The sequence below is a fragment of the Clostridium sp. genome, assembly GCF_047718555.1.
GTDB lineage: Bacteria > Bacillota > Clostridia > Clostridiales > Clostridiaceae > Clostridium_I.
Genome location: NZ_JBDNRK010000020.1, coordinates 34,452 through 57,273 on the forward strand (window position 1 = coordinate 34,452; position 22,822 = coordinate 57,273).

Annotated in this window: 20 protein-coding genes, 4 tRNA genes and 1 riboswitch; of the genes, 2 read left to right on the forward strand and 22 right to left on the reverse strand. The window is 31.0% G+C overall.

All coding sequences use genetic code 11. The annotated features are described in order from the left end of the window. The first annotated feature begins 282 nt into the window (after positions 1 to 282). Entirely contained in the window at positions 283 to 714 is a 432-nt protein-coding gene (locus ABF633_RS09865) for an HAD hydrolase-like protein (RefSeq protein ID WP_415523525.1), read from the forward strand. Positions 715 to 811: 97 nt separating this feature from the next. Here the strand turns inward: ABF633_RS09865 and prfB are convergent. From prfB to ABF633_RS09930, 13 genes are all read right to left on the reverse strand, one after another. Next, a protein-coding gene (gene prfB, locus ABF633_RS09870; protein WP_415523554.1) for a peptide chain release factor 2 occupies positions 812 to 1,919 on the reverse strand; the annotation gives its coding sequence in 2 pieces (ribosomal slippage) (positions 812 to 1,840 and positions 1,842 to 1,919; 1,107 coding nt in all). Between the two features lie 16 nt (positions 1,920 to 1,935). Next, complete coding sequence (gene secA, locus ABF633_RS09875; protein ID WP_415523526.1) at positions 1,936 to 4,443, reverse strand: preprotein translocase subunit SecA; 2,508 nt, start codon at positions 4,441 to 4,443, stop codon at positions 1,936 to 1,938. Between the two features lie 287 nt (positions 4,444 to 4,730). After that, on the reverse strand, positions 4,731 to 5,267 hold the full coding sequence (hpf, locus tag ABF633_RS09880; RefSeq protein WP_415523527.1) for a ribosome hibernation-promoting factor, HPF/YfiA family: 537 nt from the start codon (positions 5,265 to 5,267) through the stop codon (positions 4,731 to 4,733). 278 nt (positions 5,268 to 5,545) lie between these two features. Then, positions 5,546 to 5,713 carry an aspartyl-phosphate phosphatase Spo0E family protein gene (locus ABF633_RS09885; RefSeq protein WP_415523528.1) on the reverse strand — a complete coding sequence of 56 codons (168 nt, stop codon included), beginning with the start codon at positions 5,711 to 5,713 and terminating at the stop codon, positions 5,546 to 5,548. Between the two features lie 679 nt (positions 5,714 to 6,392). Next, entirely contained in the window at positions 6,393 to 7,070 is a 678-nt protein-coding gene (locus tag ABF633_RS09890) for a ComF family protein (protein WP_415523529.1), read from the reverse strand. Continuing rightward, a complete protein-coding gene (locus ABF633_RS09895; protein ID WP_415523530.1) occupies positions 7,043 to 8,068 on the reverse strand; it encodes a hypothetical protein in 1,026 nt (341 codons plus the stop codon). The genes ABF633_RS09890 and ABF633_RS09895 overlap by 28 nt, the downstream gene beginning before the upstream one ends. Positions 8,069 to 8,169: 101 nt before the next feature. Beyond that, the gene (locus tag ABF633_RS09900; RefSeq protein WP_415523531.1) at positions 8,170 to 10,377 is read right to left on the reverse strand and encodes an ATP-dependent RecD-like DNA helicase; all 2,208 of its coding nucleotides are present in this window, start codon (positions 10,375 to 10,377) and stop codon (positions 8,170 to 8,172) included. 286 nt (positions 10,378 to 10,663) lie between these two features. After that, the gene (metK, locus tag ABF633_RS09905) at positions 10,664 to 11,839 is read right to left on the reverse strand and encodes a methionine adenosyltransferase (RefSeq protein WP_415523532.1); all 1,176 of its coding nucleotides are present in this window, start codon (positions 11,837 to 11,839) and stop codon (positions 10,664 to 10,666) included. A gap of 73 nt (positions 11,840 to 11,912) precedes the next feature. After that, a riboswitch (SAM riboswitch) is annotated at positions 11,913 to 12,021 on the reverse strand. Positions 12,022 to 12,124: 103 nt separating this feature from the next. Further along, a tRNA-Tyr gene (locus ABF633_RS09910) sits at positions 12,125 to 12,209 on the reverse strand. Between the two features lie 5 nt (positions 12,210 to 12,214). Further along, a tRNA-Thr gene (locus ABF633_RS09915) sits at positions 12,215 to 12,290 on the reverse strand. Between the two features lie 18 nt (positions 12,291 to 12,308). Continuing rightward, positions 12,309 to 12,384 (reverse strand) — tRNA-Val (locus ABF633_RS09920). A 6-nt stretch (positions 12,385 to 12,390) separates the two neighbouring features. Beyond that, positions 12,391 to 12,475, reverse strand: a tRNA-Tyr gene (locus tag ABF633_RS09925). 235 nt (positions 12,476 to 12,710) lie between these two features. After that, complete coding sequence (locus ABF633_RS09930) at positions 12,711 to 13,376, reverse strand: hypothetical protein (protein WP_415523533.1); 666 nt, start codon at positions 13,374 to 13,376, stop codon at positions 12,711 to 12,713. A 108-nt stretch (positions 13,377 to 13,484) separates the two neighbouring features. On the opposite strand from ABF633_RS09930, the gene yyaC reads away from it, so the two are divergent. Continuing rightward, on the forward strand, positions 13,485 to 14,027 hold the full coding sequence (yyaC, locus tag ABF633_RS09935) for a spore protease YyaC (protein ID WP_415523534.1): 543 nt from the start codon (positions 13,485 to 13,487) through the stop codon (positions 14,025 to 14,027). A gap of 95 nt (positions 14,028 to 14,122) precedes the next feature. Here the strand turns inward: yyaC and ABF633_RS09940 are convergent, their stop codons facing one another. The 9 genes from ABF633_RS09940 to atpG form a co-directional block, all read right to left on the reverse strand. Next, complete coding sequence (locus ABF633_RS09940) at positions 14,123 to 15,142, reverse strand: rod shape-determining protein (RefSeq protein ID WP_415523535.1); 1,020 nt, start codon at positions 15,140 to 15,142, stop codon at positions 14,123 to 14,125. 121 nt (positions 15,143 to 15,263) lie between these two features. Continuing rightward, entirely contained in the window at positions 15,264 to 15,518 is a 255-nt protein-coding gene (gene spoIIID, locus ABF633_RS09945) for a sporulation transcriptional regulator SpoIIID (RefSeq protein WP_003445786.1), read from the reverse strand. 111 nt (positions 15,519 to 15,629) lie between these two features. Beyond that, complete coding sequence (locus tag ABF633_RS09950; RefSeq protein ID WP_415523537.1) at positions 15,630 to 16,406, reverse strand: peptidoglycan DD-metalloendopeptidase family protein; 777 nt, start codon at positions 16,404 to 16,406, stop codon at positions 15,630 to 15,632. A gap of 266 nt (positions 16,407 to 16,672) precedes the next feature. Next, positions 16,673 to 17,707: a stage II sporulation protein D gene (spoIID, locus tag ABF633_RS09955; protein WP_415523538.1), complete on the reverse strand. Its 1,035-nt coding sequence runs from the start codon at positions 17,705 to 17,707 to the stop codon at positions 16,673 to 16,675. A gap of 104 nt (positions 17,708 to 17,811) precedes the next feature. Continuing rightward, positions 17,812 to 19,071 (reverse strand): UDP-N-acetylglucosamine 1-carboxyvinyltransferase, encoded by a 1,260-nt coding sequence (gene murA, locus ABF633_RS09960; protein ID WP_415523539.1) that lies wholly within the window; start codon positions 19,069 to 19,071, stop codon positions 17,812 to 17,814. A gap of 31 nt (positions 19,072 to 19,102) precedes the next feature. Then, a complete protein-coding gene (locus ABF633_RS09965) occupies positions 19,103 to 19,906 on the reverse strand; it encodes a hypothetical protein (RefSeq protein WP_415523540.1) in 804 nt (267 codons plus the stop codon). 227 nt (positions 19,907 to 20,133) lie between these two features. Next, entirely contained in the window at positions 20,134 to 20,538 is a 405-nt protein-coding gene (locus ABF633_RS09970; protein WP_415523541.1) for a F0F1 ATP synthase subunit epsilon, read from the reverse strand. Between the two features lie 16 nt (positions 20,539 to 20,554). Continuing rightward, on the reverse strand, positions 20,555 to 21,952 hold the full coding sequence (atpD, locus tag ABF633_RS09975) for a F0F1 ATP synthase subunit beta (RefSeq protein WP_415523542.1): 1,398 nt from the start codon (positions 21,950 to 21,952) through the stop codon (positions 20,555 to 20,557). Between the two features lie 12 nt (positions 21,953 to 21,964). After that, positions 21,965 to 22,810, reverse strand: a complete 846-nt coding sequence (gene atpG / locus ABF633_RS09980) for an ATP synthase F1 subunit gamma (protein WP_415523543.1) — start codon at positions 22,808 to 22,810, stop codon at positions 21,965 to 21,967. Between the last annotated feature and the right edge of the window lie 12 nt (positions 22,811 to 22,822).

Consider the following 22,822-nt stretch of genomic DNA (forward strand, 5'->3'; position numbering starts at 1 on the left):
AATTCTCGTCATAAGTTAAAATTTTTATTTATAACCTCTGATACTTTACTAACAGAATTCTTTGCTTTGGTATTTATGATACTTAGAAATGGCTGCCCTTTAGTGGAAATCATTACACCAATGTTAATTTTTCTTAACAAATGTTATTTTCTCATTAAATTGTATTATAATAAAATTAAACTATGATTGTATAATAAATTTAACAATATTAGATTTATTATTACAAATTTTTCATACAATAATAGATTTATTAAATTTCTATTTATTGATGGGGGTGTAATTTTGAAAAAAGTAGAAGGATGTATTTTTCACCTTGACTACATTTTAAATTATTCTAAAAATTCAATTGGATTAAAAGATCTTAAAAGATTTTTAATTGATCTAAGAATGTCCGACATGAAATTAGCTGTTATTTCTAACAATAGTAATTTATTGGATATTGTAAAAGTTCTAAAAATTGAAGATTTCTTTGACGTCATCTCAGATAACAATTTGGATTCTGATTTTAAGCCTTTTCTTCTTAAAGCTGCCGAAAGACTTAATATTGCACCTGAAAACTGTGTTGTATTTGACAGTGAAATAGATGGATTAAATGAAGCAAAAATGCTTAATATGACAGCTATAGGAATAGGAATTACCATAGAAACAAATATGGCAGATAAAATAATACCAAATCTTTCTGATGTAAATTCATCAATATTAAATTTTAGTTAGTCATATATTTATTCTATTTCTTATATCATTGTTTATTAAAGTTTTGAATTTAAAAAGGACTATCTGAAAAAATTTTTTAGATAGTCCTTCTTTTGTTTTATAGGCTATTTTTCTTTAAGTATTCTGTTATAAAATTGTCTATATCCCCGTCCATTACTGAATCAATATTACCCGTCTCCACACCAGTTCTATGATCTTTTACCATAGTATATGGCTGAAAAACATAAGATCGTATTTGACTTCCAAAACCATTATCTTTCAATTCACCAGTTAAATCTTCTATCTTTTCTTTATGTGCTCTTTCTTTTAATTCAACTAATTTAGCTTTAAGCATGGTCATAGCTGACTCTTTATTTGAATGCTGACTTCTCTCATTTTGGCATTGAACTACTATTCCTGTGGGGATATGGGTTATTCTTATAGCAGATTCAGTTTTATTTACATGCTGTCCACCGGCCCCACTAGATCTATAGGTATCAATTCTTAAATCATCTGTTTTTATATTAATATCCTGACTTTCTGTAAGTTCAGGCAAAACTTCTACAGAAGCAAAGGAGGTTTGCCTCTTACCATTTGCATTAAAAGGGGATATTCTTACAAGTCTGTGAATTCCCTTTTCCGCCTTTAAATATCCATATGCAAATTCTCCTGTTATCTTTAGTGTAACACTTTTAATACCTGCTTCATCACCAGGTAATAGGTCTAAGGTTTCAACTTTAAAATTTTTTGACTCCGCCCAACGAGTATACATTCTAAGAAGCATTTCTGTCCAATCTTGAGCATCTGTACCACCTGCACCAGTATGCAAATCCAATATGGCATTATTCCTGTCATATTCACCAGAGAGTAGAATTTCTATCCTAAATTTATCTATAGATAGATCCAATTCTTTAATTTCAGATATTACTTCATCTAAAATATCTTCATCCTCTTCTTCTTGGCACATTTCTATCAAAACTTTAACATCCTCTAATTTTTGCTCTAAAGAATTAACTAACTCTACCTTGTCTTTCAATGCTTTAGCTTCTTGAGTTATTTCCTGAGCTCTCTTCATACCATCCCAGAAGCCTGACTCCTGCATGGTATTCTCTAATTCCTCTATTTTTACTTGCATTAAAGGCAGGTCAAAGTGAATCCCTTATTTCCTGTATTCCCTCTTCAAGTATTTTTGTATCACTTAAGCACTCATCAAGCTTTATAAGCACTGTAACCACATCCTATCTACGCTCTTTTTCCACAACAATTTTTATATTTTTTACCAGATCCACAAGGACAAGGATCATTTCTTCCAACTTTTTCTTCTTTCCTTCTTATAGGTTCTCTCACTTCTTCTGTATCACCATGGTTTGTAGTAGTTGGTCTAATAACTCTCAATCTTTCAGGAGCTCTTTCAACCTGAACACGATATAAATATTTTACTGTTTCAACTTTAATGTTATAAATCATCTCATCAAACATTTGACTTCCTTCAAACTGATAAGCCTGAACAGGATCTTGCTGTCTATAGGCTCTAAGTCCCATACCCTGTTTCAGATGATCCATATTGTCGATGTGATCCATCCACTTTGTATCTACTACCCTTAGGAGAATTACTCTCTCTATATCCCTCATTTGTTCAGGACCAAAGCTTTCCTCTTTTTCAGAATATATATCCATAGCTATCTGTAAAAGTTTATCTTTAATTTCCTCATTAGACAATACTTTTAATTCATCAACAGTAACCTTGCCTTTTGGTACATATATATCCTCTAGAAATTCAATTAAATGTAATAAATCTTCTTCTATATTCTCTTCTATATCTGTTAAATGTGAATCTACAGAAGTATAAACAAGATCTCTAATCATGGCTTGGATTTGTGATTTCATATCTTCGCCTTCAAGCACTTGTGCTCTTTGTTTATACATAATTTCTCTCTGTTGATTCATTACGTCGTCATATTTTAACAAAGTTTTTCTTATATCAAAATTATTACCTTCAACTTTTTTCTGTGCATTTTCTATAGCATTACTTACCATTTTACTTTCAATTGCTTCATCATCTTGTAATCCAAGTCTATCAACCATGCCACTTAATTTATCTGATCCAAATATTCTCATAAGATCGTCTTCTAATGATACATAGAATCTTGAACTTCCTGGATCTCCTTGACGTCCAGAACGACCTCTCAATTGATTATCAATACGTCTTGACTCATGTCTTTCCGTACCAATTATCTTAAGTCCACCAAGTTGTACAACATCATCACCAAGCTTAATATCCGTACCACGACCTGCCATGTTTGTAGCTATAGTTATACTGCCTTTTTCACCTGCACGGGATATAATTTCAGCTTCCTTTTCATGATATTTAGCATTAAGCACTTGATGCCTTATACCTTTTCTTTTTAAAAGCTCAGAAAGTACTTCTGATTTTTCTATACTTACGGTACCTACAAGTACTGGCTGACCATTTCTATTAGTTTCTACTATTTCGTCAACTATAGCATTAAACTTTCCCATTTCTGTTTTATAAACAAGATCAGGAAAATCTTTTCTTGCAATACCTCTATGTGTTGGTACAACAATTACATCTAAGCCATATATTTCTCTAAATTCTACTTCTTCAGTTAATGCAGTACCAGTCATACCAGAAAGCTTATTATACAATCTAAAATAATTTTGGAATGTAATAGTAGCAAGAGTTTTTGATTCTTTTTGAACTCTTACTGATTCTTTTGCTTCAATTGCCTGATGAAGACCATCACTATATCTTCTGCCTTCCATAAGTCTTCCAGTGAACTCATCCACTATAACTACTTCTCCATCCTTAACCATATAATCTTTATCTTTTTTCATCATATAATTAGCTTTTAATGCTTGCGATAGGTGATGTTGAATTTCCATATTGGAAGCATCTGCATAATTTTCTAAATCAAAAAACTTTTCTGCTTTTTCCACTCCTGAGTCATTCAATATTACAGAATTTGACTTCTCATCTACTGTATAATCTTCCTTTATAAGTGTTTTAGCAAATCCGTCTGCTACTTTATAGAATTCAGTTGATTTATCTCCCTCACCAGAAATTATAAGAGGAGTTCTGGATTCATCTATCAAAATAGAGTCAACCTCATCCACAATAGCATAGTTTAATGGTCTTTGAACTCTTTCTTCTTTATATATAACCATGTTGTCTCTTAAATAATCAAAACCAAATTCATTATTAGTTCCATAGGTTATATCTGAACCGTAGGCTTCTTTCCTCTCATCCTGATTTAAATTATGAAGTATAACTCCTACATTTAAGCCAAGAAATTCATAAACCTTACCCATCCATTCTTTATCTCTCTTTGCAAGATAATCATTTACAGTTACTATATGTACACCCTTACCGGTTAATGCATTCAAATATGAAGGTAATGTAGCAACTAATGTTTTACCTTCACCAGTTTTCATTTCAGAAATTCTTCCTTGATGAAGCACAATACCACCAATAAGCTGTTCTCTAAAATGCTTCATTCCAAGTACTCTATAAGAAGCCTCTCTTACTACCGCAAAAGCCTCTGGAAGTATATCATCTAATGTTTCTCCGTTGCTAAGTCTATTTTTAAACTCTTCTGTTTTTTCTTTAAGTTCATTATCATTTAAAACACTTATTTTTTCATCAAAACTCTCTATTTTATCTACAATTGGAATGATTCTCTTTACTTCTCTTTCGCTATAAGATCCAAATATTTTCCCTAAAATTCCCATTGAATTCATCCTCACTATATTTTTATAAGATTATATAAACAGAATTCTTGGCATCAGGTGGAGTTTTTATTCCATCTGATGCTTAGAAGTCGTTATCCAGGGACGTAGCCACTCTTTACTCCCACTTGAATAAGATGGAAGTATTAGAGTGGGTAGTCATCGGATAAAAGTATTATACTTAATAGATTATAACATCTAACTTATATTCCTTCAACTTATATGGAACTATTTAACCTTACGTTAAAAGAGTGTAGATTTATAAATCCACACTCCTTTAAATATATAAATTAAAATTCTGGTTCAATAAGACCATAATTACCATCTTTTCTCTTATAAACCACATTTACTTCACTTGAATCCGCATTTTGGAAAACAAAGAAACTATGTGCTAATAACTCCATCTGTAAAACAGCTTCTTCTTCGGACATTGGCTTTATAGCAAATCTTTTTGTCTTTACTATTGATGGTTCCTTTACTTCATCTTTATCATCTTGTTCAAAATCAGGTATAGATTGGAATCTTAAAGATGCACCATATTTTCTCTTTTCTAATTTGGTTTTTTGCTTTCTTACCTGTCTTTCCATTTTGTCTGCAACTAAATCTATGGCAGCATACATATCTGTATTAGACTCTTCACCTCTAAGTATAGCTCCTCCAAAAGGAATAGTCACTTCAACTATTTGTCTGTAATTTTCCACACTTAAAGTTGCATGAGCTGTTACATCAGGATTAAAGTACCTATCTAATTTTGTTAATTTCTTCTCAATAGAACTTCTAAGACCATCTGTAACCTCTACGTTTTTTCCGCTAATAGTTATTCTCATATTAACAGCTCCTCTCTAAAACCAATTGTTAACTTATTTCTTAGGATAATTATTCCTGTGATAATATTTTATTACTTTTTATATAAAGTATCAAGTATTAAAAAAATAAATTGACAGAATATTATATAAATTTTTTATTAATGCTATTTCTAAATACTTTATTATTATTTACAAAATACATATATTTAAAACAATAAAATAATTGTCATTTTTATATACAATTATTTTCCATCAGAAGAACACCCAATTTGGGTGTTCCTTTCAATTTCTATAATAGATTATTTAAACTTATTTAATAATCTATTATATTTGTTTAGTAGCTTGTCTAAATTTTGACTTAAGTCTACTAATTCTGGATCAGTTAATTCTAATTCTTTAGTCATTAACTGATACATTAAAGTTCTTAACTCTTCAATTTTGTTTAACATTATCTCTAGTTCTGTCATAATATCCCTCCTTTCATTACCATATAGTAACAAAATTCGCGAATATAAACATATTTTTTTGAGAATATTTATAAACAGAGTTCTTTGTTTCAGGTGGAGTTTTTTTCTCCAGCTGAAACTTAGAAATCGTTATCCAGGGACGTAGCAGCCGTTATCTCCCACTTTGATAGAAGATGGGAGTATTACGGATGGTAGTCATCGGGTAAATTAAGATATAAAAAAACCATCAGCATTTTGCTGATGGTAATTACTAACAAGTATACATATTTAATTATTTTAAAAGTCTGGAATTAAATAAAAATAAATAGTGAAAAATAAACATAAATAAAGAGAACACTAAGAAAGCATTAGCACAATATAGAATTAGCGCTTATGACATCTAGGTGGAGAATAGGCAGGGAATAATTATTTTTAAATAAATATAGCAGCCTTAAAAAAGACTGCTAAATAGCACCCGTTGGTGCATTATTAAATTAGCTGACCTGGTCTTTGACCCCACACTCGCCTGCTGGAACTTTTGCTACCCGGAATTAACCTCTCACTAATTGCTCTCTCGCTTTCACGGCAGGACTTACCTCTAAACCGCACCATGCTCATTAAACTTTGTTTAACTTACGTGGATCGCTTTGCCTGCGACTGGCATCGACTTTCAACCACAAACCTAACTTAATACTTAATATTATATACTAGTTTTAGCAGCAGTCAAGACGTTAACCTTTTTTGCTCCATTGTTAAGTATTTCCTGAGCACAATAATAGGAAGTAGCACCTGTAGTTATAACATCATCAATAATTAAAATATTTTTATTTAAAATTATACTTGAATTTTTTATTTTAAAGGATGAGGATAGATTTTTCCATCTTGAATCACCATCCAATCCAATTTGATCTTTAGTTTCTTTTACCTTCCCAAGGCAGTCTATCAATTCTACATGAAATTTTTCACTTATAACCTTAGCTAAAATTCTACTTTGATTATATCCTCTTTTCCTCATAGCTTTTTTAGTCATGGGAACAAAGGTCACACAATCAAATTTAATATTATTTTCTTCTATGGTTTTTACCATAAAACTTCCTATAATATCTGCACAGGCAAAATCACTTTTATATTTAAGCCTTAAAATCAATTTAGCCATAATATTAGAGTAATAAGACACACTATAACAAATTATTTCACTATTTGCCCTTTCAATTCTCATAGTATCCTTACAAAATTTAATTTTTTTTCTGCATTCACCGCATATATTTATTTCTTCCACATGAGCTCCACATGCTATACACTTACATTCTCCACAGTATACTATGCTCAGTATACAATCCAATAAATATTTTATATACTTAACAATCCATCTTCCCATGCTTTTTTGTTGAAGTTTCGAGTTATAGCCTTAGCTTTTTCAATTTCATAATTTTCTTCCTTTGCTAAAAATATAACTTCTCCCCGACTTCCTATATCTCCTTCTCCTGTTCTACCACAAAAGTATACTAATTTTTTATAATTAAACTCACTATTATCTGCAAATAAAACTATTATATTCATACTGCTATTATCGATACAAATACTATCAAAATCATCTGTTACAATTATTCCGCTCTCATATTTATGGAGCTCATTTATTTTATTTGTATTGTTTTCGTACTTAGAATGATATGTTATATTGTGAGTAAGCATTTCACAATACTTAAATACATAAGATGTAACATTAAATATATTTACACTATTTGGCAAAATCATAGCTACTCTTCTACCTATATTTATGGACCATTTTATATATTCGTATACAACAAATGGCATATCTTTATTTATATCAATTCTTGTAGTTATGATTCTAGGTTCAACTAAAGGCATTTTATTATACTTAGCAGGTAAAAGGATCTCTTTTCCCTTGTTAAATATATCATCAATAGAATATGCTATAAGTTTTCCATGCTCATTACAGCATTTATTCATAATATCTATTATTTCATATTTAGAATATAGTGGGTAGCTTCTAATATCATCATAAATTACTAAATCAAATTTATCCTTAATCAGTATAGACTTTTTATAATTACAGAAGACTAAAGAAGAATTTGTCATAGTTACACTATTTCTAATATAAGTATATTTTCTAAACTTAGTATTATTTCTAAAGTATTTAATTATTTGAATATTCTTTTCATATTCACCAGTTATGTATAATACTTTTTTTTCATTACTTATGAATTCCATTATTGTCTTAATAAATATAAGGGATGTATTATACGGAGGCGCTACAACGCTTAAAAAATTTTTTCTTCCGAAACTCCAATTTAAAATGGCATTACTGATTTTTATTTCTTCTATGCTTAGATTATTTAAATTATTAGCATTCATAACTATGCCTCCCATACTCATCATATTATTCTCAATGATGATATAATAGAATTCAATTTTTCCAATACAAATAATATATTTATTTGTATTTTATTACATTTCTATTTCATTATATCTAAAATTCTCCATTTAAGACCGGAATATCTATCAAAGCTTTTATTATTACTTATCATAAATTGTATTGCCTTTTGGTTACCTACAAGAACTACTAGCTTTTTAGCTCTAGTTATACCCGTATATAATAAATTTCTATTCATAAGCAGCGGTGGTCCCATAAACACTGGAATTACTACTACTGGGAATTCACTTCCCTGACTTTTATGTATTGTAATAGCGTATGCAAGGTCTAACTCATCTAGATACATGTCTTCGTAGACTACTTTTCTCTCGTTATCAAATATTACAATAAGATTATTTTTATCATCAATATCTTCAATAAATCCTATATCTCCATTGAATACACCTTCGCCTTCTTTTTCCCCAATACCGGCAACTCTAGTCCATTTCAATGTATAATTATTTTTAGTCTGCATAATCTTATCACCAGTTCTAAATATCATGTCTCTAGATTTAATTTCTTTTTTTCCTTCTTCATTGGGATTTAAAACCTGCTGAATACTATTATTTAAGTTTGATACTCCTAGAAGTCCCTTTCTCATAGGTGAAAGAACTTGAATATGCTGTTTACTATGCCATTTTGTATTAAACTTAGGCAGACGTTTATGTATAAGCTCTATAACAGTATTAAGTATATTCTCGTTTCCATCCCTGCCTATAAAATAAAAATCCTTATCTTTTTTATTCAAAATTGGAATTTCTCCGTTATTAATTTTGTGTGCATTTACTATAATCATACTCTCTTTAGCTTGCCTAAATATATCTTTTAGCCTCACTACTTTTATAACTCCACTTTCTATTATATCTTTTAGCACATTACCTGGTCCCACAGAAGGCAATTGATCAACATCCCCAACAATTATAAGCCTTGTGCCCATTCCTATGGCTTTAAGGAGATTATTCATCAATACAATATCAATCATAGATGCTTCATCAACTATAACTACATCACACTCTAAAGGACATTCCTCTTTTTTAAAAAATGTCATTTGTTCATCGTTTCCAACCCCAAGTTCCAATAATCTGTGTATTGTCTTTGCTTCTCTTCCAGAAGCCTCTGACATTCTTTTGGCAGCTCTACCTGTTGGCGCAGCCATAAATACTCTCAAAGATTCCTTTTCAAATATATGGGTTATACAATTTATGATAGTAGTTTTTCCTGTACCAGGACCACCAGTAATCACTTCAACTCCATTTTCAAAAGCACCTCTTATAGCTTCTTTCTGCGTCAATGCGAAATTTATAGAATTCAAATTTTCAAACTCTTCTATTTTGCTATCTATATCAATTTTAATATCATCATATTTGTTAGTAGCCAAAGTTATTATTTTTTTAGTTACACCTAATTCACAATAGTAATAGGGCATAGTAAATACACAATTTTGATTATCAATTATCTCAATTTTTATTTTCTGTTCTAGAGTACATTCATATATATTTTTTTCTATATTTGATTTTTCTGCTGAAAGCACATCCATGGCTTGCTTAATTAATTTTTCTACAGGCATATAGGTATTTCCCATAGCACAAAATTCATTTACAACATAGTTTATTCCACTTTGTATTCTAAAAGGAGAGTCTGCTTCTATACCTAAACTCCTTGCAATTTTATCTGCACTTTTAAATCCAATACCAGCTATATCCTCTGTTAACATATAGGGATTTTCTTTAACAACTTTTATAGATTCTGATCCATATTTTTTATATATTTTTACACATTGGTTAGAGGTTATTCCATAAGTTTGTAAAAAAACCATTATATTTCTTATTTCTCTTTGTGCAGAATAAGATTCATATATAATTTTTATTTTTTTATCTCCTATACCTTCTATTTCACTAAGCCTATCTATGTCATTATCCAATATTTCAAGAGTCTTCTCACCAAATTTATCAACTATTTTTTTCGCTGTTACAGGACCAATTCCAACTATAACTCCAGAAGATAAATATTTTTCTATTCCAATTTTAGAATCTGGTACTATTTCTTCACAGGCAGTAACTTTTAATTGCTTTCCAAACTGCGGATGCTTAACCCATTCTCCCTGCAACTTTAGTGATTGCCCTTCTATAATATATGGTATACACCCTACTATAGTATGCCTTATATCTTTTTCTTTAACGTGAGCTACAACATACCCATTTTCTTCATTTTTAAAAACTATATCTTCAACAATGCAGTTTAATTGGGACATAAAATCTCTCCTACTATCAACAAATCTTATCCAGTTACAATTATTATCTATAATGTTTAATATAAAAATTATATCATACTAAATATGCCCATTACAAAATATTTAGTTAGAACTGACATTGTTATTATTTACATAAATATTACATTAAATACTGTACTTAACATACAATTTAATAGTTTAAACTTTAGCAAATAATTTATAACATCAAAATAGGGAGCTTATTGAAGCTCCCTATTTTAATTAACTTTAAAACATTATATTTTAGATACTGAATTTTAAAGTAACTTTATATATATTTTTTTATTTCATCTACTTTATCGAGTTTCTCCCATGGTACATCTATATCTGTTCTACCAAAATGTCCATAAGCCGCTACTTGTTTGTATATTGGTCTTCTTAAATCTAAATCTCTTATTATTGCAGCAGGTCTCAAATCAAACACCTTTTCAACAATTTCAACAATCTTATCTTCAGAAATTTTTCCAGTTCCAAAGGTATCTATAGAAATTGATACAGGTTTTGCAACACCTATTGCATAAGCAAGCTGTATTTCAAGTTTATCAGCAATACCAGCTGCAACTAGATTTTTAGCTACCCATCTGCTAGCATAAGCTGCTGATCTATCAACCTTAGTTGGATCCTTACCAGAAAATGCTCCGCCGCCATGTCTGCCATAGCCACCATAAGTATCTACTATTATTTTTCTACCAGTAAGACCTGAATCTCCTTGTGGTCCACCTACAACAAATCTTCCTGTAGGATTGATAAAATATTTTGTATTTTCATCTAAAAGTTCAGCAGGAACAACTGGTTTTATTACATTCTCAATAAGATCTTTTTCAATATCTTCTTGTGAAACTTCTGGGCTATGTTGTGTTGATATAACAATAGTATCTATTCTCACTGGTTTGTTATCTTCATATTCAACTGTCACCTGAGTTTTTCCATCTGGTCTTAAATAAGCTAACTTTCCATTTTTTCTAACTTCAGTTAGTTTTCTTGAGAGTTTATGGGCTAAAGCTATTGGCATAGGCATGTATTCTGGAGTTTCGTTTGTTGCAAAACCAAACATCATACCTTGATCTCCAGCTCCAACAGCCTCTAATTTATCCATTTCTCCCTTTCTTGATTCTAGTGCTTCATCTACACCTTGAGCTATATCAGAAGATTGTTCATCAATTGACGTAATTACCGCACATGTATCACAATCAAAACCAAATTTTGCTCTAGTATATCCTATTTCTCTTATTGTTTCCCTAACAACTTTAGGTATATCAACATAACATTTTGTTGATATTTCTCCCATTACATTAACTATACCTGTGGTAACGGTTGTTTCACAAGCTACTCTTCCATATGGATCCTGCGCAAGTATAGCATCTAATACTCCATCAGATATTTGATCACATATTTTATCTGGATGTCCTTCAGTTACCGATTCAGAAGTAAATAATTTTTTCACTGTACTTTCCCCCTTGTCATATAAAAAAACTAAAGCCTCTTCTTAAATAAGAAGAGACTATTTTTGCAAATCTCTCTTATCTTGCAGAAATCTATCTGCTGGAATTGGCACCTTAATGTGAAAATATCACACTGGTTGCCGGGTTTCATAGGGCCACTTCCCTCCACCTCTCTTGATAAGAGTATAAAATTCATTATGTAGTTAAATTTAAACTTCAATATTATAGTAACATAGTATTTATAACTAGTCAATATATATAAAATTAAAAGACACCTATGTGTCTTTTGGTGGAGGAAGATGGATTCGAACCATCGAAAGCTGAGCTAACAGATTTACAGTCTGCCCCCTTTGGCCACTCGGGAATTCCTCCAAAATTGGTGCTGGCAATAGGAATTGAACCCATAACCTACTGATTACAAGTCAGTTGCTCTACCAATTGAGCTATGCCAGCCTATGCAATTATATAAAATGGTGGGCACTACAGGGCTCGAACCTGTGACCCTCTGCTTGTAAGGCAGATGCTCTCCCAGCTGAGCTAAGCGCCCATTTTTTGGTGGAGGAAGATGGATTCGAACCATCGAAAGCTGAGCTAACAGATTTACAGTCTGCCCCCTTTGGCCACTCGGGAATTCCTCCACGCTATAAGTACTATTTAGATAACGCTCTGAGAATCAAGCGCATCAACAAGGAATATTATATAATTCTAAGGGTCAATTTTCAAATTGCAAATCAGGATAAATATCACGATTTTATCTATATATCTCCCCATACATTCATTTTTCTCCATTATATGCATCAACTCATATTTTTTATTCCATTATTACTTTTAATAATGCTCTCATCCTCTTCTATAAAAATAGTTTATAGAACATCAATTATTTATGCTATTTAAATTAATAAACCTTGCTGCAATATTTTTGGCATTGTTAAAATCCTTGCTATTAAGTTTTCTTTTTAAAAGTTGTATAGCATCTGAAATCCCTTTTTTTTCATTGCCATTGTTTATATCATCATTGAGTTCACTTAGGTCGCTAGATGAAAGATTTTTACTTATAGATAAAATTTTTACTTTATCTGAAAAAGTAAGTTCACTTGCTATTTTTTCTTTAGAAACCTTAAATACTGAAACATCACTTCTATTCTCAGGTTCATTTCCTTTTTCTGAACTATAGGAAGATAAGTTATTTTCTCCACTTATATTACTTATATTTTCTTTATCTACGTCTCCTGCTTTACTTTCATTTTGATAATTTAAATCTGAGGAGACTTGTCTATTACTACTTTCATTATTAGATACCTTTACATCAGCAGATTTAATTGAATTTTTATCGCTATTTACACTTCCCTCTAGAGAATTATTTTTAATATTATTAGAAGTATCTATATTGGGCTCCTTTTTCACTTTAGTATTATTTAGAATCAAAGTTTTATTGTCATCAGAATCCATCCCTTTACTAAAACTAAAAGTTAAAAGCATAATAATTACAGTTACTACTGTAGCCATTGTTACCACAATACTTAATTTCTTTTTATTCACACAAATCCCTCCAATATCTATTAATTATTTCATCAAAAAATTTTTTTATTCAATTTTTCATAATATTACCTATTACAATTTCATATAGATTATTGGGAGGTGTAATTCTTGAATAAAGTCAAAACATTTTACAAAAATTCCATGGCCTATTATGAAATAGCCTATTTTTTAAAAAATTATATTAATGATAATACAATAATAGTTTGTATTGGTACAGATAGATGCATAGGAGATTGTCTCGGACCATTAACAGGCACTATGTTAAAAAATAAAAATTTCCCTTTGCCAGTTTATGGAACAATATCAGAACCAATTCATGCACTAAATCTTGATAAAAAATTAAGTCACCTAAAAGTACTCTATCCTAAATCAGAGATTATAGGAATAGATGCATGTTTAGGTAATAGCAATAATATTGGTGAGATACAAGTGCGTGATTATCCTATACATCCTGGAAAAGGTGTTGGAAAATCTCTTCCTGACGTAGGTAATTCATCTATAATTGGTATAGTTGACTCCTGCGATAGCACCGAATTATTTACCAATAGGAATATAAGACTAAACTTAATTTTAGATATGACTACAGTAATTTGTGATGCATTGCTACATTCATATTATTTATTTAAGAACACTCCTAATAAAAGGAATTAAAAAGTACTGAAATAGAGGAATTATTTTAAAATAAAAAATGTAAATAATAAAAAAGTGACTGTTATTATATTGCAGTCACTTTTTAGCACTATTTATTACATTAATATATCTTCTCCATCTAGATATACTTTATCAATAAATTCCAAAACTTTACCAGTTCCCAGTGCTACGCAAGAAACTGGATCTTCAGCAACATAAACTGGAACTTTAGTAACATGTTGAATAAGCTTATCCAACCCCTTTAGAAGGGAACCTCCACCTGTCATAACTATTCCTTTATCAGCAATATCTGCTGCTAATTCAGGAGGAGTTTTTTCAAGTACTGAATGCGTACATTCAGCAATAGCACTAACCGCTTCTTCAAGTGCTTCCCTCATCTCTTGCGAAGTTACAATTAAATTTTTAGGAAGCCCTGTTATTAAATCTCTTCCTCTGATTTCCAGAGATTCTTCAGATTCGCCTTTAAAGGCTGAACCTATATTTATTTTTAAATCTTCAGCAGTTCTTTCACCAATCATTAATTTATGTTTTTTTCTTATATATTTAATGATAGATTCATCAAATCTATCTCCTGCAACCTTTATAGTCCTTCTTACTACTATTCCTCCTAAAGAAATAACAGCTATATCACTTGTTCCTCCACCTATGTCTATAACCATATTCCCACTTGCCTTTGTTATATCAAGCCCCATACCAATTGCTGCTGCCAGTGGTTCTTCTATCAAGCAAGGTTTCTTTGCCCCTGCATTCATTGCCGCATCTTTTACAGCTCTTTTTTCAACCTCTGTAGCTTCACAAGGTATACAAATTACTACTTTAGGTGCAGACATTCTTCTTTTTCCACAAGCTTTTTGTATAAAATGTTTTAACATTTTTTCAGTCATATCATAGTCTGAGATGACCCCATCTCTTAATGGACGAATAGCTACTATATTTCCAGGTGTTCTGCCTATCATCTTTCTTGCTTCCTCACCAACTGCAAGAACTTCGCTAGTATTACGATTTATCGCTACAACTGATGGTTCTTTTAAAATTATACCTTTCCCTTTAAGGTACACAAGCACGGTGGCTGTTCCTAAGTCTATGCCCATATCAGATCCAATTCCAAAAAACATTCCTCTATTCACTCCATCTCCTGTGTTTTTTTACACAAAACAACACATTTATCATATTATAACTTTATTATTACATAAAATCATAAAAATTTCCTCTTTTTTTATTATAATAGGAATGTTTCTAACCTTCAATAGCCTTGTACTTCATTTTTGTAGCTTTTCCACCTCTAATATGCCTTTCAGCTTTATTAACTTCTAAAATATTTTTAGCTTGTTCAGCAATTTGAGGATTTATTTGAGGTAATCTCTCTGTCATATCTTTGTGTATAGTACTTTTACTCACTCCGAAAACTTTAGCAGTTTTTCTGATTGTAGCTTTTGATTCAATAATGTATTGTGCTACTTCTAAAACTCTTTCCTCAATGTAATCTTTCAAAGTGCTACCTCCTTAACCCTTCTATATTATAAATATGCACTATATACCATATTGATTACTTAATATCAGCCATTCCCCTATTTTTTTAGGAATGGCTGATATATAGAATAATTAGTATTTTATATAATTCTGTGGATTTACATCCTTATAAGTTCCATCACTTTGTTTTTCATCAATTTCAAAATATAAGTGATCACAATTAACTATTCTATCTTTGGCATTATCACTATCGCCTATTACACCAATTTTGCTGTTCTTAGCAACTGTATCTCCAGCTTTTATTGATATACTTGATGGGTCTAAATTGTCATATACAGTTTTTAACTTTCCATCACTACTTATAATGACTACATTTCCACCGCTAACTGAAGATACCTTTCCATTCATTGACGCATAAACAGGTACTCCTTTATTGGCTACTTTTATATACTCCCCTAATATGGTTCTTGATACATTATCTAAACCTACTGCCATAGCACCAGAAACTCCTGTATACCCTTGAGCAATAGTACCATTTACAGGTGTAACCATACTCGTTACCGGTGCTGCATTGGTAGGAACACTTGCATTACTCTTCGTAGTGTCTTTTTTTACTAGATTAGCATTGTCCATACTAGTTTTTTTACTATCATCTTTTGCTGTATTTGTTTTTGGTTTTTCTGTAGTTTTGGGATCATTAGTTGCCTTCTTGTTTTGATCATTTACTGATACTTGCGTTTGCTTTGACAGTGAACTACTCTTATGTTTAGGATTGGTATTTACATATGTAGCAACACCTGCAACCACACATAAGCATAGAAACAAGATTACATAAAATCCATCTTTCTTCCAGAAACTAATTTTTTCCTTTTTAATTGTTTGTTTGTTTTGTAAATCATTTTTATCCATTGATTAACACCTCCTTTTTGTATTTTGTCCACAAATTAGCAAATAATACATTTTATATAAAATATTTTTCCTTTTTTATCATATAAATATGGATAATGCTTCATTTTAGCCCTTAAATAGCCTTGTATTATTAATTTCTTAATAATTAAAAAGATTCTACAATAAAAATAATAAAATTTTTATTGTAGAATCTTTATCTTTTATCCACTGCCATATTAAAATTCAATTTTAAATACATAATATAATAGTGCTATAAATATATTGCCTTAAATTTTTTCTATACTTACTCCACTATAATAATGAGTCAATATATCCTTATAATTCTTTCCCTGTTTTGACATTACATTGGCTCCCCACTGACTCATTCCAACATCATGACCGTAACCAACACAGTTTATCTCTATATCTGTAATATTATACTTTATAGAGAAATTAGCTGAATTCAAGCTCATCATACTCCTGAATTTAGAACCTGTTATAGTATTATTACCTAGCTTTATCTCTCTAACGCTTCCTGCCTCAGTTCTACTTATAATATTTATTGAACTCTTAACATTGAAAATATTTAAATTAGAATTACTGTATTCACTTTTTACTTTATTCACAAAACTACTATAGGACATTTTTACTTGACTTTTATATTTATTATGATCACTTTCCTCTCCAGGGCTTGAAACACTTTTAAGATATGGTATATCCTTACCTAAAATATCATTACTATTCTCAGTTTTACCACTGCTTATAGCAAAATAGTATGGTTCTGTAACTAATTTTCCACTGTATTTAAGTACTTGTCCATTTGTTTCCTGAACCGCCTGTGTAATTTTATTCCAATATTCTCCTGATAAACTTTTAGGCCAACTATTTAATCTAGCATCTTTATCCATATACACCTGACAATCAACTGTATCTGTCACATCTGCTCCATTAGCTTTTGGATACTTTTTACCACCATATACCTCCATATGGGCTACTGCAAAAGTTCTTGCCGCCACCGCTTGTGCCTTAAGGGCTTCTATATTAAATTCTACAGGCATTTCTGCAGCCACTACTCCCCTTGTGTATTCTTCAAGTGCTAGTTCCTTAATCTTTTTTTCTTCGGTTATATATACCTTTATATTTGCCCCTCCACTATTATTTTTATCAAATACTATATCCGTAGGACTAATATCATATTTTTCCAATTGGCTGCTGCTTTTATTTAATTTGCCAATATTTTCTGCAGTCCCTCCTATGAATATGGCAAGAAACAATATGAATACAATTCCCAAAGAAACAGTTATAAAAAAATTCTTTAACATTTTCATTATCCCCTCCTTTGTACACTACTAATATAATTTATTTAAATATTAATTAGTTTATTACAAATAAAAAAAGAGCCACTGATATGTGACCCTTTTTTTATTTAACATTTTACTCTCTGTATATTAACTCCAATATTCTGTAATTTATTTTCTATTTCAACATAACCTCTATCTATATGATGAATATCAGATATCTCCGTTTCACCTTCTGCTTCCAGTCCTGCAAGTATTAAAGCTGCCCCAGCTCTAAGATCTGTGGCTTTTACTTCAGCACCATTTAATTTATTTATACCCTCTATAACTGCACTTCTGCCATCAATTTTAATATTAGCGCCCATTCTTTTAAGTTCTGTAACGTGCATAAATCTATTTTCAAAAATTGTCTCAGTAATTACACTTGTTCCACAAACACAGCTAAGAAGACTCATCATCTGGGATTGCATATCCGTAGGAAATCCAGGATAAGGCATAGTTTTTATGTCAATGGGTTTTAAATCATTTCTTCCATCTATCAGTAATTCTTGTCCTTTAAATTCAAAGCCAATTCCCATCTCTGTTAATTTAGCTACTACAGGCTTTATATGCTCTTTGTTTATACCATTAATCTTGATTTTACTTTTTGTTATTCCTGCTGCAATCATAAAAGTTCCTGCTTCAATTCTATCATAGATTGGTTCATAGCTTATCCCATTTAGATTTTTTACTCCAATAATTTTTAATGTATCTGTTCCTATACCCGTAATTTTTGCTCCCATTCGATTTAGAAATTCCGCCAAATCTCCTATCTCCGGTTCCTCAGCTGCATTTTCAATAATTGTTTCCCCTTCGGCCAATACTGCTGACATCATTATATTTTCTGTAGCTCCCACAGATGGAAAATCTAAATATATTTTTCCACCAACTAATTTTTTCGTAGAAACTTCTACATAACCATGATTTAATTTAACTTCAGCACCTAAAGCCTTAAAGCCTTTTAAATGCAAATCAATAGGCCTAGTTCCTATATTACATCCTCCAGGAAAGGAAGTTTTAAATTTACCAAATCTAGATATCATAGGACCCATTATTAAAAATGATCCTCTCATCTTTCTTACTAAATCGCTACTAACCTCACAATCAATTATTCCGCTGGTATCAATAGCGATTTCTCTATTTATTTTATTTATATTAATCTTTGCTCCTAAAGATTTCAAGACATCTGTAATGACATATACATCTAAGAGCATAGGACAATTTTTTATTATACATTTATCTCCACATAAAATTGTAGCCGCAATTATTGGAAGTACAGCATTCTTTGCAGCGCTAATATTCACTTCACCTCTTAGAGTACTTCCCCCTTTAATAATAAACTTTTCCATTTTACTCCTCCAATTTACTCTTATTTATACGTTAATAAGTAATACCAATTATAGGTGTACCTAAAATTATATAATTTCCATCAGATTCCTTTATAACTGCATAATTAAAATCTATAAGATTTCCATTATCTGATATTGGAGCATATTTATTTGTATAAGCTACCGTACTAAATCCTCTATTTATTTCAACAGTTGATACATTTCTACTGCCAATACCTTTTAAATAATTTTCTATTTTATTTTGAGTAGTTTTTACATCGTCTTTAGAAATCTTTGCTTTAATATATTTATAAAGTGTTATATTAGAAGCTTCTTTATCAATAGATGCTCTAACCTGCTTTTCTAAATTATTAATGTCACCTTTTTTATTTATTTCTCGAATAAATAGATTGATTTTATTTACATCTCCATCTTTTCTACTTTCTATATAACCATATATATCTCCATTTTCAAATTCTCTACAGTATACTTTATTGTCATTTATAGTAACTTTATTTTTTATGTTTTTGCTCTTATTTTCTATGTTTTTATCCTCTAGCTGTACATCATTACCACTCTTTAGTAAATCCTCATAATTATAATTGTCATTATTAATTACTATGTCTGGTGCACTATTATCATATAAATTCATTAATTTAAGCCATTTTATGCACTCATCTTTTCCATTACTTTTTGTGTCATAATAAGTATTTATTCCCATTTCCACAGGCATACTTTTAGTTTTACTTAAAATTTCATTAATTATATCCTTATTTTCAACAGCTAATGCATTTTCCATTAAAAATGTAATAGAAATTATGATAACCAAAAATATATAATTCTTTTTTATCCTCATGTTCCCCCCTACCTTTCTCTTTAGATTATTAACCTATTTTTTCCTTTTTATTCCTATACATTATTAATATATAAATTTTACATATGATGTGTGAAAATTTTATTTTTGCCCTTTAAAAATAAAAAAATACTATCTAAATTTACTGTATTTCAATAAATTTAGATAGTATTTTCATTATATGTTGAATGTAAAAAATGGTCTAAGAACATAAATTCTTAGACCATTTTTTACATACCTTTAGTCTTAATTCTGGCAAGTGCTCTTTGAAGAGCAATTTCGGCCCTTTTAGCATCAGTTTTAGGATCACGCTTATGCAATCTTTCCTCTGCTCTTTCCTTAGCTCTTTCTGCTCTTTCTACATCAATTTCCTCAGGCCACTCAGCATCATCAACTATCATCTGTATTTCTTCTTTAGTAACCTTAAGTATACCTGTAGATGTAAATAAAGACTTTTCACTGCCGTCTTCAAGCTTTAATTTTGTAACAGTAGGTCTTAATAATCCTATAAAAGAACTATGTTGGGGAAGTATTCCTATGTCACCAGTCATTGTAGATGTATTTATTTCAGATACATCACCTTCATAGAATTTTTCCATTGGAGCCAGTATGCTTAATTTTATTTTAGATGACATACAAAATCACTCCTTTTTAGCTTTCCATCATGGATTTAGCTTTTTCTCTTGCTTCTTCTATAGTACCTACAAACAAAAATGCTGCTTCAGGTAAATCATCACATTTACCTTCAAGTATTTCCTTAAAACCCTTTATCGTATCAGCTATAGAAACAAATTTACCCTGCATACCAGTAAACTGTTCTGCAACAGAAAATGGCTGAGACAAGAATCTTTGAATTCTTCTCGCTCTGTTAACAATAGCTCTATCCTCTTCTGATAACTCATCCACACCAAGTATTGCTATTATATCTTGAAGTTCATTATATCTTTCAAGAATAAGTTTTACTTTACTTGCTACATCATAATGTTCCTGCCCAACTATATTCGGATCAAGTATTCTTGAACTAGATTCAAGTGGACTAACAGCAGGATAGATACCAAGTTCTGATATAGATCTTGATAAAACTGTTGTAGCATCAAGATGAGTAAAAGTTGTAGCTGGAGCTGGATCTGTCAAATCATCTGCTGGCACATATACTGCCTGAACAGATGTTATTGAACCATGCTTTGTGGAAGTTATTCTCTCTTGAAGAGCACCCATTTCAGTAGCTAGTGTTGGCTGGTAACCAACGGCACTAGGTATTCTTCCTAGTAAAGCTGAAACCTCTGAACCAGCTTGTGTAAATCTAAATATATTATCTATAAATAGAAGCACATCCTGTCCTTCATCTCTGAACTTCTCAGCCATTGTAAGTCCTGTAAGTGCAACTCTCATTCTAGCACCAGGTGGTTCATTCATTTGTCCGAATACCAAAGCTGTTTTATCTATAACCCCAGATTCTTTCATTTCGTAGTAAAGGTCGTTACCTTCTCTTGTTCTCTCTCCAACACCTGTGAATACTGACAATCCACCGTGCTCTTTTGCTATATTGTTGATAAGTTCTTGTATAAGAACTGTCTTACCAACACCAGCACCTCCAAATAGTCCTATCTTACCACCTTTTTGATAAGGTGCAAGCAAGTCTACTACTTTTATACCTGTTTCAAACATTTCAGGTACTACTGATTGTTCTTCAAAGCTAGGAGGCAGTCTGTGTATAGGATAATATTCATCATCCTTGAAATCTCCTGCTTCATCAATTGTCTTACCTAATACATTAAAGAGACGTCCTAGAACTGGCCTTCCTACAGGAACTGAAATTGGTTTTCCAGTATCAACTGCCTCTGCTCCTCTTCTTAAACCATCAGTTGGCTCCATAGATATAGCTCTCACTATATCATCACCTATATGCTGCTCAACTTCAGCTATAAGTTTCTTATCTCCCATGCTTATTTCTAATGCATTATATATATTAGGAAGGTTTTCACTTACAAATCTTATATCTATTACAGGTCCTATTACCTGAACAACTTTACCTATATGTTCTGGCATGAGTTTCCCTCCTTATTTCTGAGCCTCTGCTCCTGAAACTATTTCACTTATTTCCTGAGTGATTGCGCTCTGTCTAATTCTATTATATTTTAGATTTAAAGCATCCAATAAATCATTGGCATTTTTTGTAGCACTATCCATAGCAGTCATTTTAGATGCCTGCTCACTTGCTTTTGAATTCAATAAAAAATTAAATACCTGAGCTTTTAAATATATACCCGCTATACCTTCAATCAACTCATTGGCATCAGGCTCAAATTCAGTTGAACCATCATATTTTATCTTCTTCATGTCAAAAGGCAGCACCTTTTTTATTATTACCTCTTGTTTTACGGTGGAAATAAACTTTGAATAAACTATATTTATTTCACCCACTTCTCCCTTATTATAGAGACCTAATGCATGCTCTGATATTGTCTTCGCTTCTGTTAATGTAGGCTCATTTTGGATATCCACATATTCAGCTATTGTATCATAATGTAATCTTCTAAAATATCCTCTTCCCTTTTGTCCTACAGACATTATAAGTGAATTTTCTCTGTCTTTAGATATTTCCTTTACTGCTGTATTTACAACAGTTCCATTAAATCCTCCACAAAGCCCAGCATCTGAAGTCATAGTTATATACAATTTCTTCTTGCTGTCATTGCCAGTGGTATATATACTTTTTCCCATTACACCACTGGCTATCTTTTTCATTGTATCTTCAAAGGAATCATAATAACCTGCATTTGCATCCAAATTTTTCCTGGCTTTTCTTAATGTAGAGGTGGCTATAAGTCCCATGGCTTTTGTTATCTTTCTAGTATTAGTTATAGACTTAATTCTTCTTTTTATTACAATAAGTCCTGCTGCCATATTTCACCTCCC

Coding starts and splice junctions, on each gene's coding strand:
- secA (WP_415523526.1), bottom strand. CDS start 4,443: ATGGGAATTTTAGGGAAAATATTTGGATCTTATAGCGAAAGAGAAGTA.
- hpf (WP_415523527.1), bottom strand. CDS start 5,267: ATGAGAATAACTATTAGCGGAAAAAACGTAGAGGTTACAGATGGTCTT.
- ABF633_RS09885 (WP_415523528.1), bottom strand. CDS start 5,713: ATGACAGAACTAGAGATAATGTTAAACAAAATTGAAGAGTTAAGAACT.
- ABF633_RS09890 (WP_415523529.1), bottom strand. CDS start 7,070: ATGGGAAGATGGATTGTTAAGTATATAAAATATTTATTGGATTGTATA.
- ABF633_RS09895 (WP_415523530.1), bottom strand. CDS start 8,068: ATGAATGCTAATAATTTAAATAATCTAAGCATAGAAGAAATAAAAATC.
- ABF633_RS09900 (WP_415523531.1), bottom strand. CDS start 10,377: ATGTCCCAATTAAACTGCATTGTTGAAGATATAGTTTTTAAAAATGAA.
- ABF633_RS09940 (WP_415523535.1), bottom strand. CDS start 15,142: ATGTTTTTTGGAATTGGATCTGATATGGGCATAGACTTAGGAACAGCC.
- ABF633_RS09950 (WP_415523537.1), bottom strand. CDS start 16,406: ATGGATAAAAATGATTTACAAAACAAACAAACAATTAAAAAGGAAAAA.
- spoIID (WP_415523538.1), bottom strand. CDS start 17,707: ATGTTAAAGAATTTTTTTATAACTGTTTCTTTGGGAATTGTATTCATA.
- murA (WP_415523539.1), bottom strand. CDS start 19,071: ATGGAAAAGTTTATTATTAAAGGGGGAAGTACTCTAAGAGGTGAAGTG.
- ABF633_RS09965 (WP_415523540.1), bottom strand. CDS start 19,906: ATGAGGATAAAAAAGAATTATATATTTTTGGTTATCATAATTTCTATT.
- ABF633_RS09970 (WP_415523541.1), bottom strand. CDS start 20,538: ATGTCATCTAAAATAAAATTAAGCATACTGGCTCCAATGGAAAAATTC.
- atpD (WP_415523542.1), bottom strand. CDS start 21,952: ATGCCAGAACATATAGGTAAAGTTGTTCAGGTAATAGGACCTGTAATA.
- atpG (WP_415523543.1), bottom strand. CDS start 22,810: ATGGCAGCAGGACTTATTGTAATAAAAAGAAGAATTAAGTCTATAACT.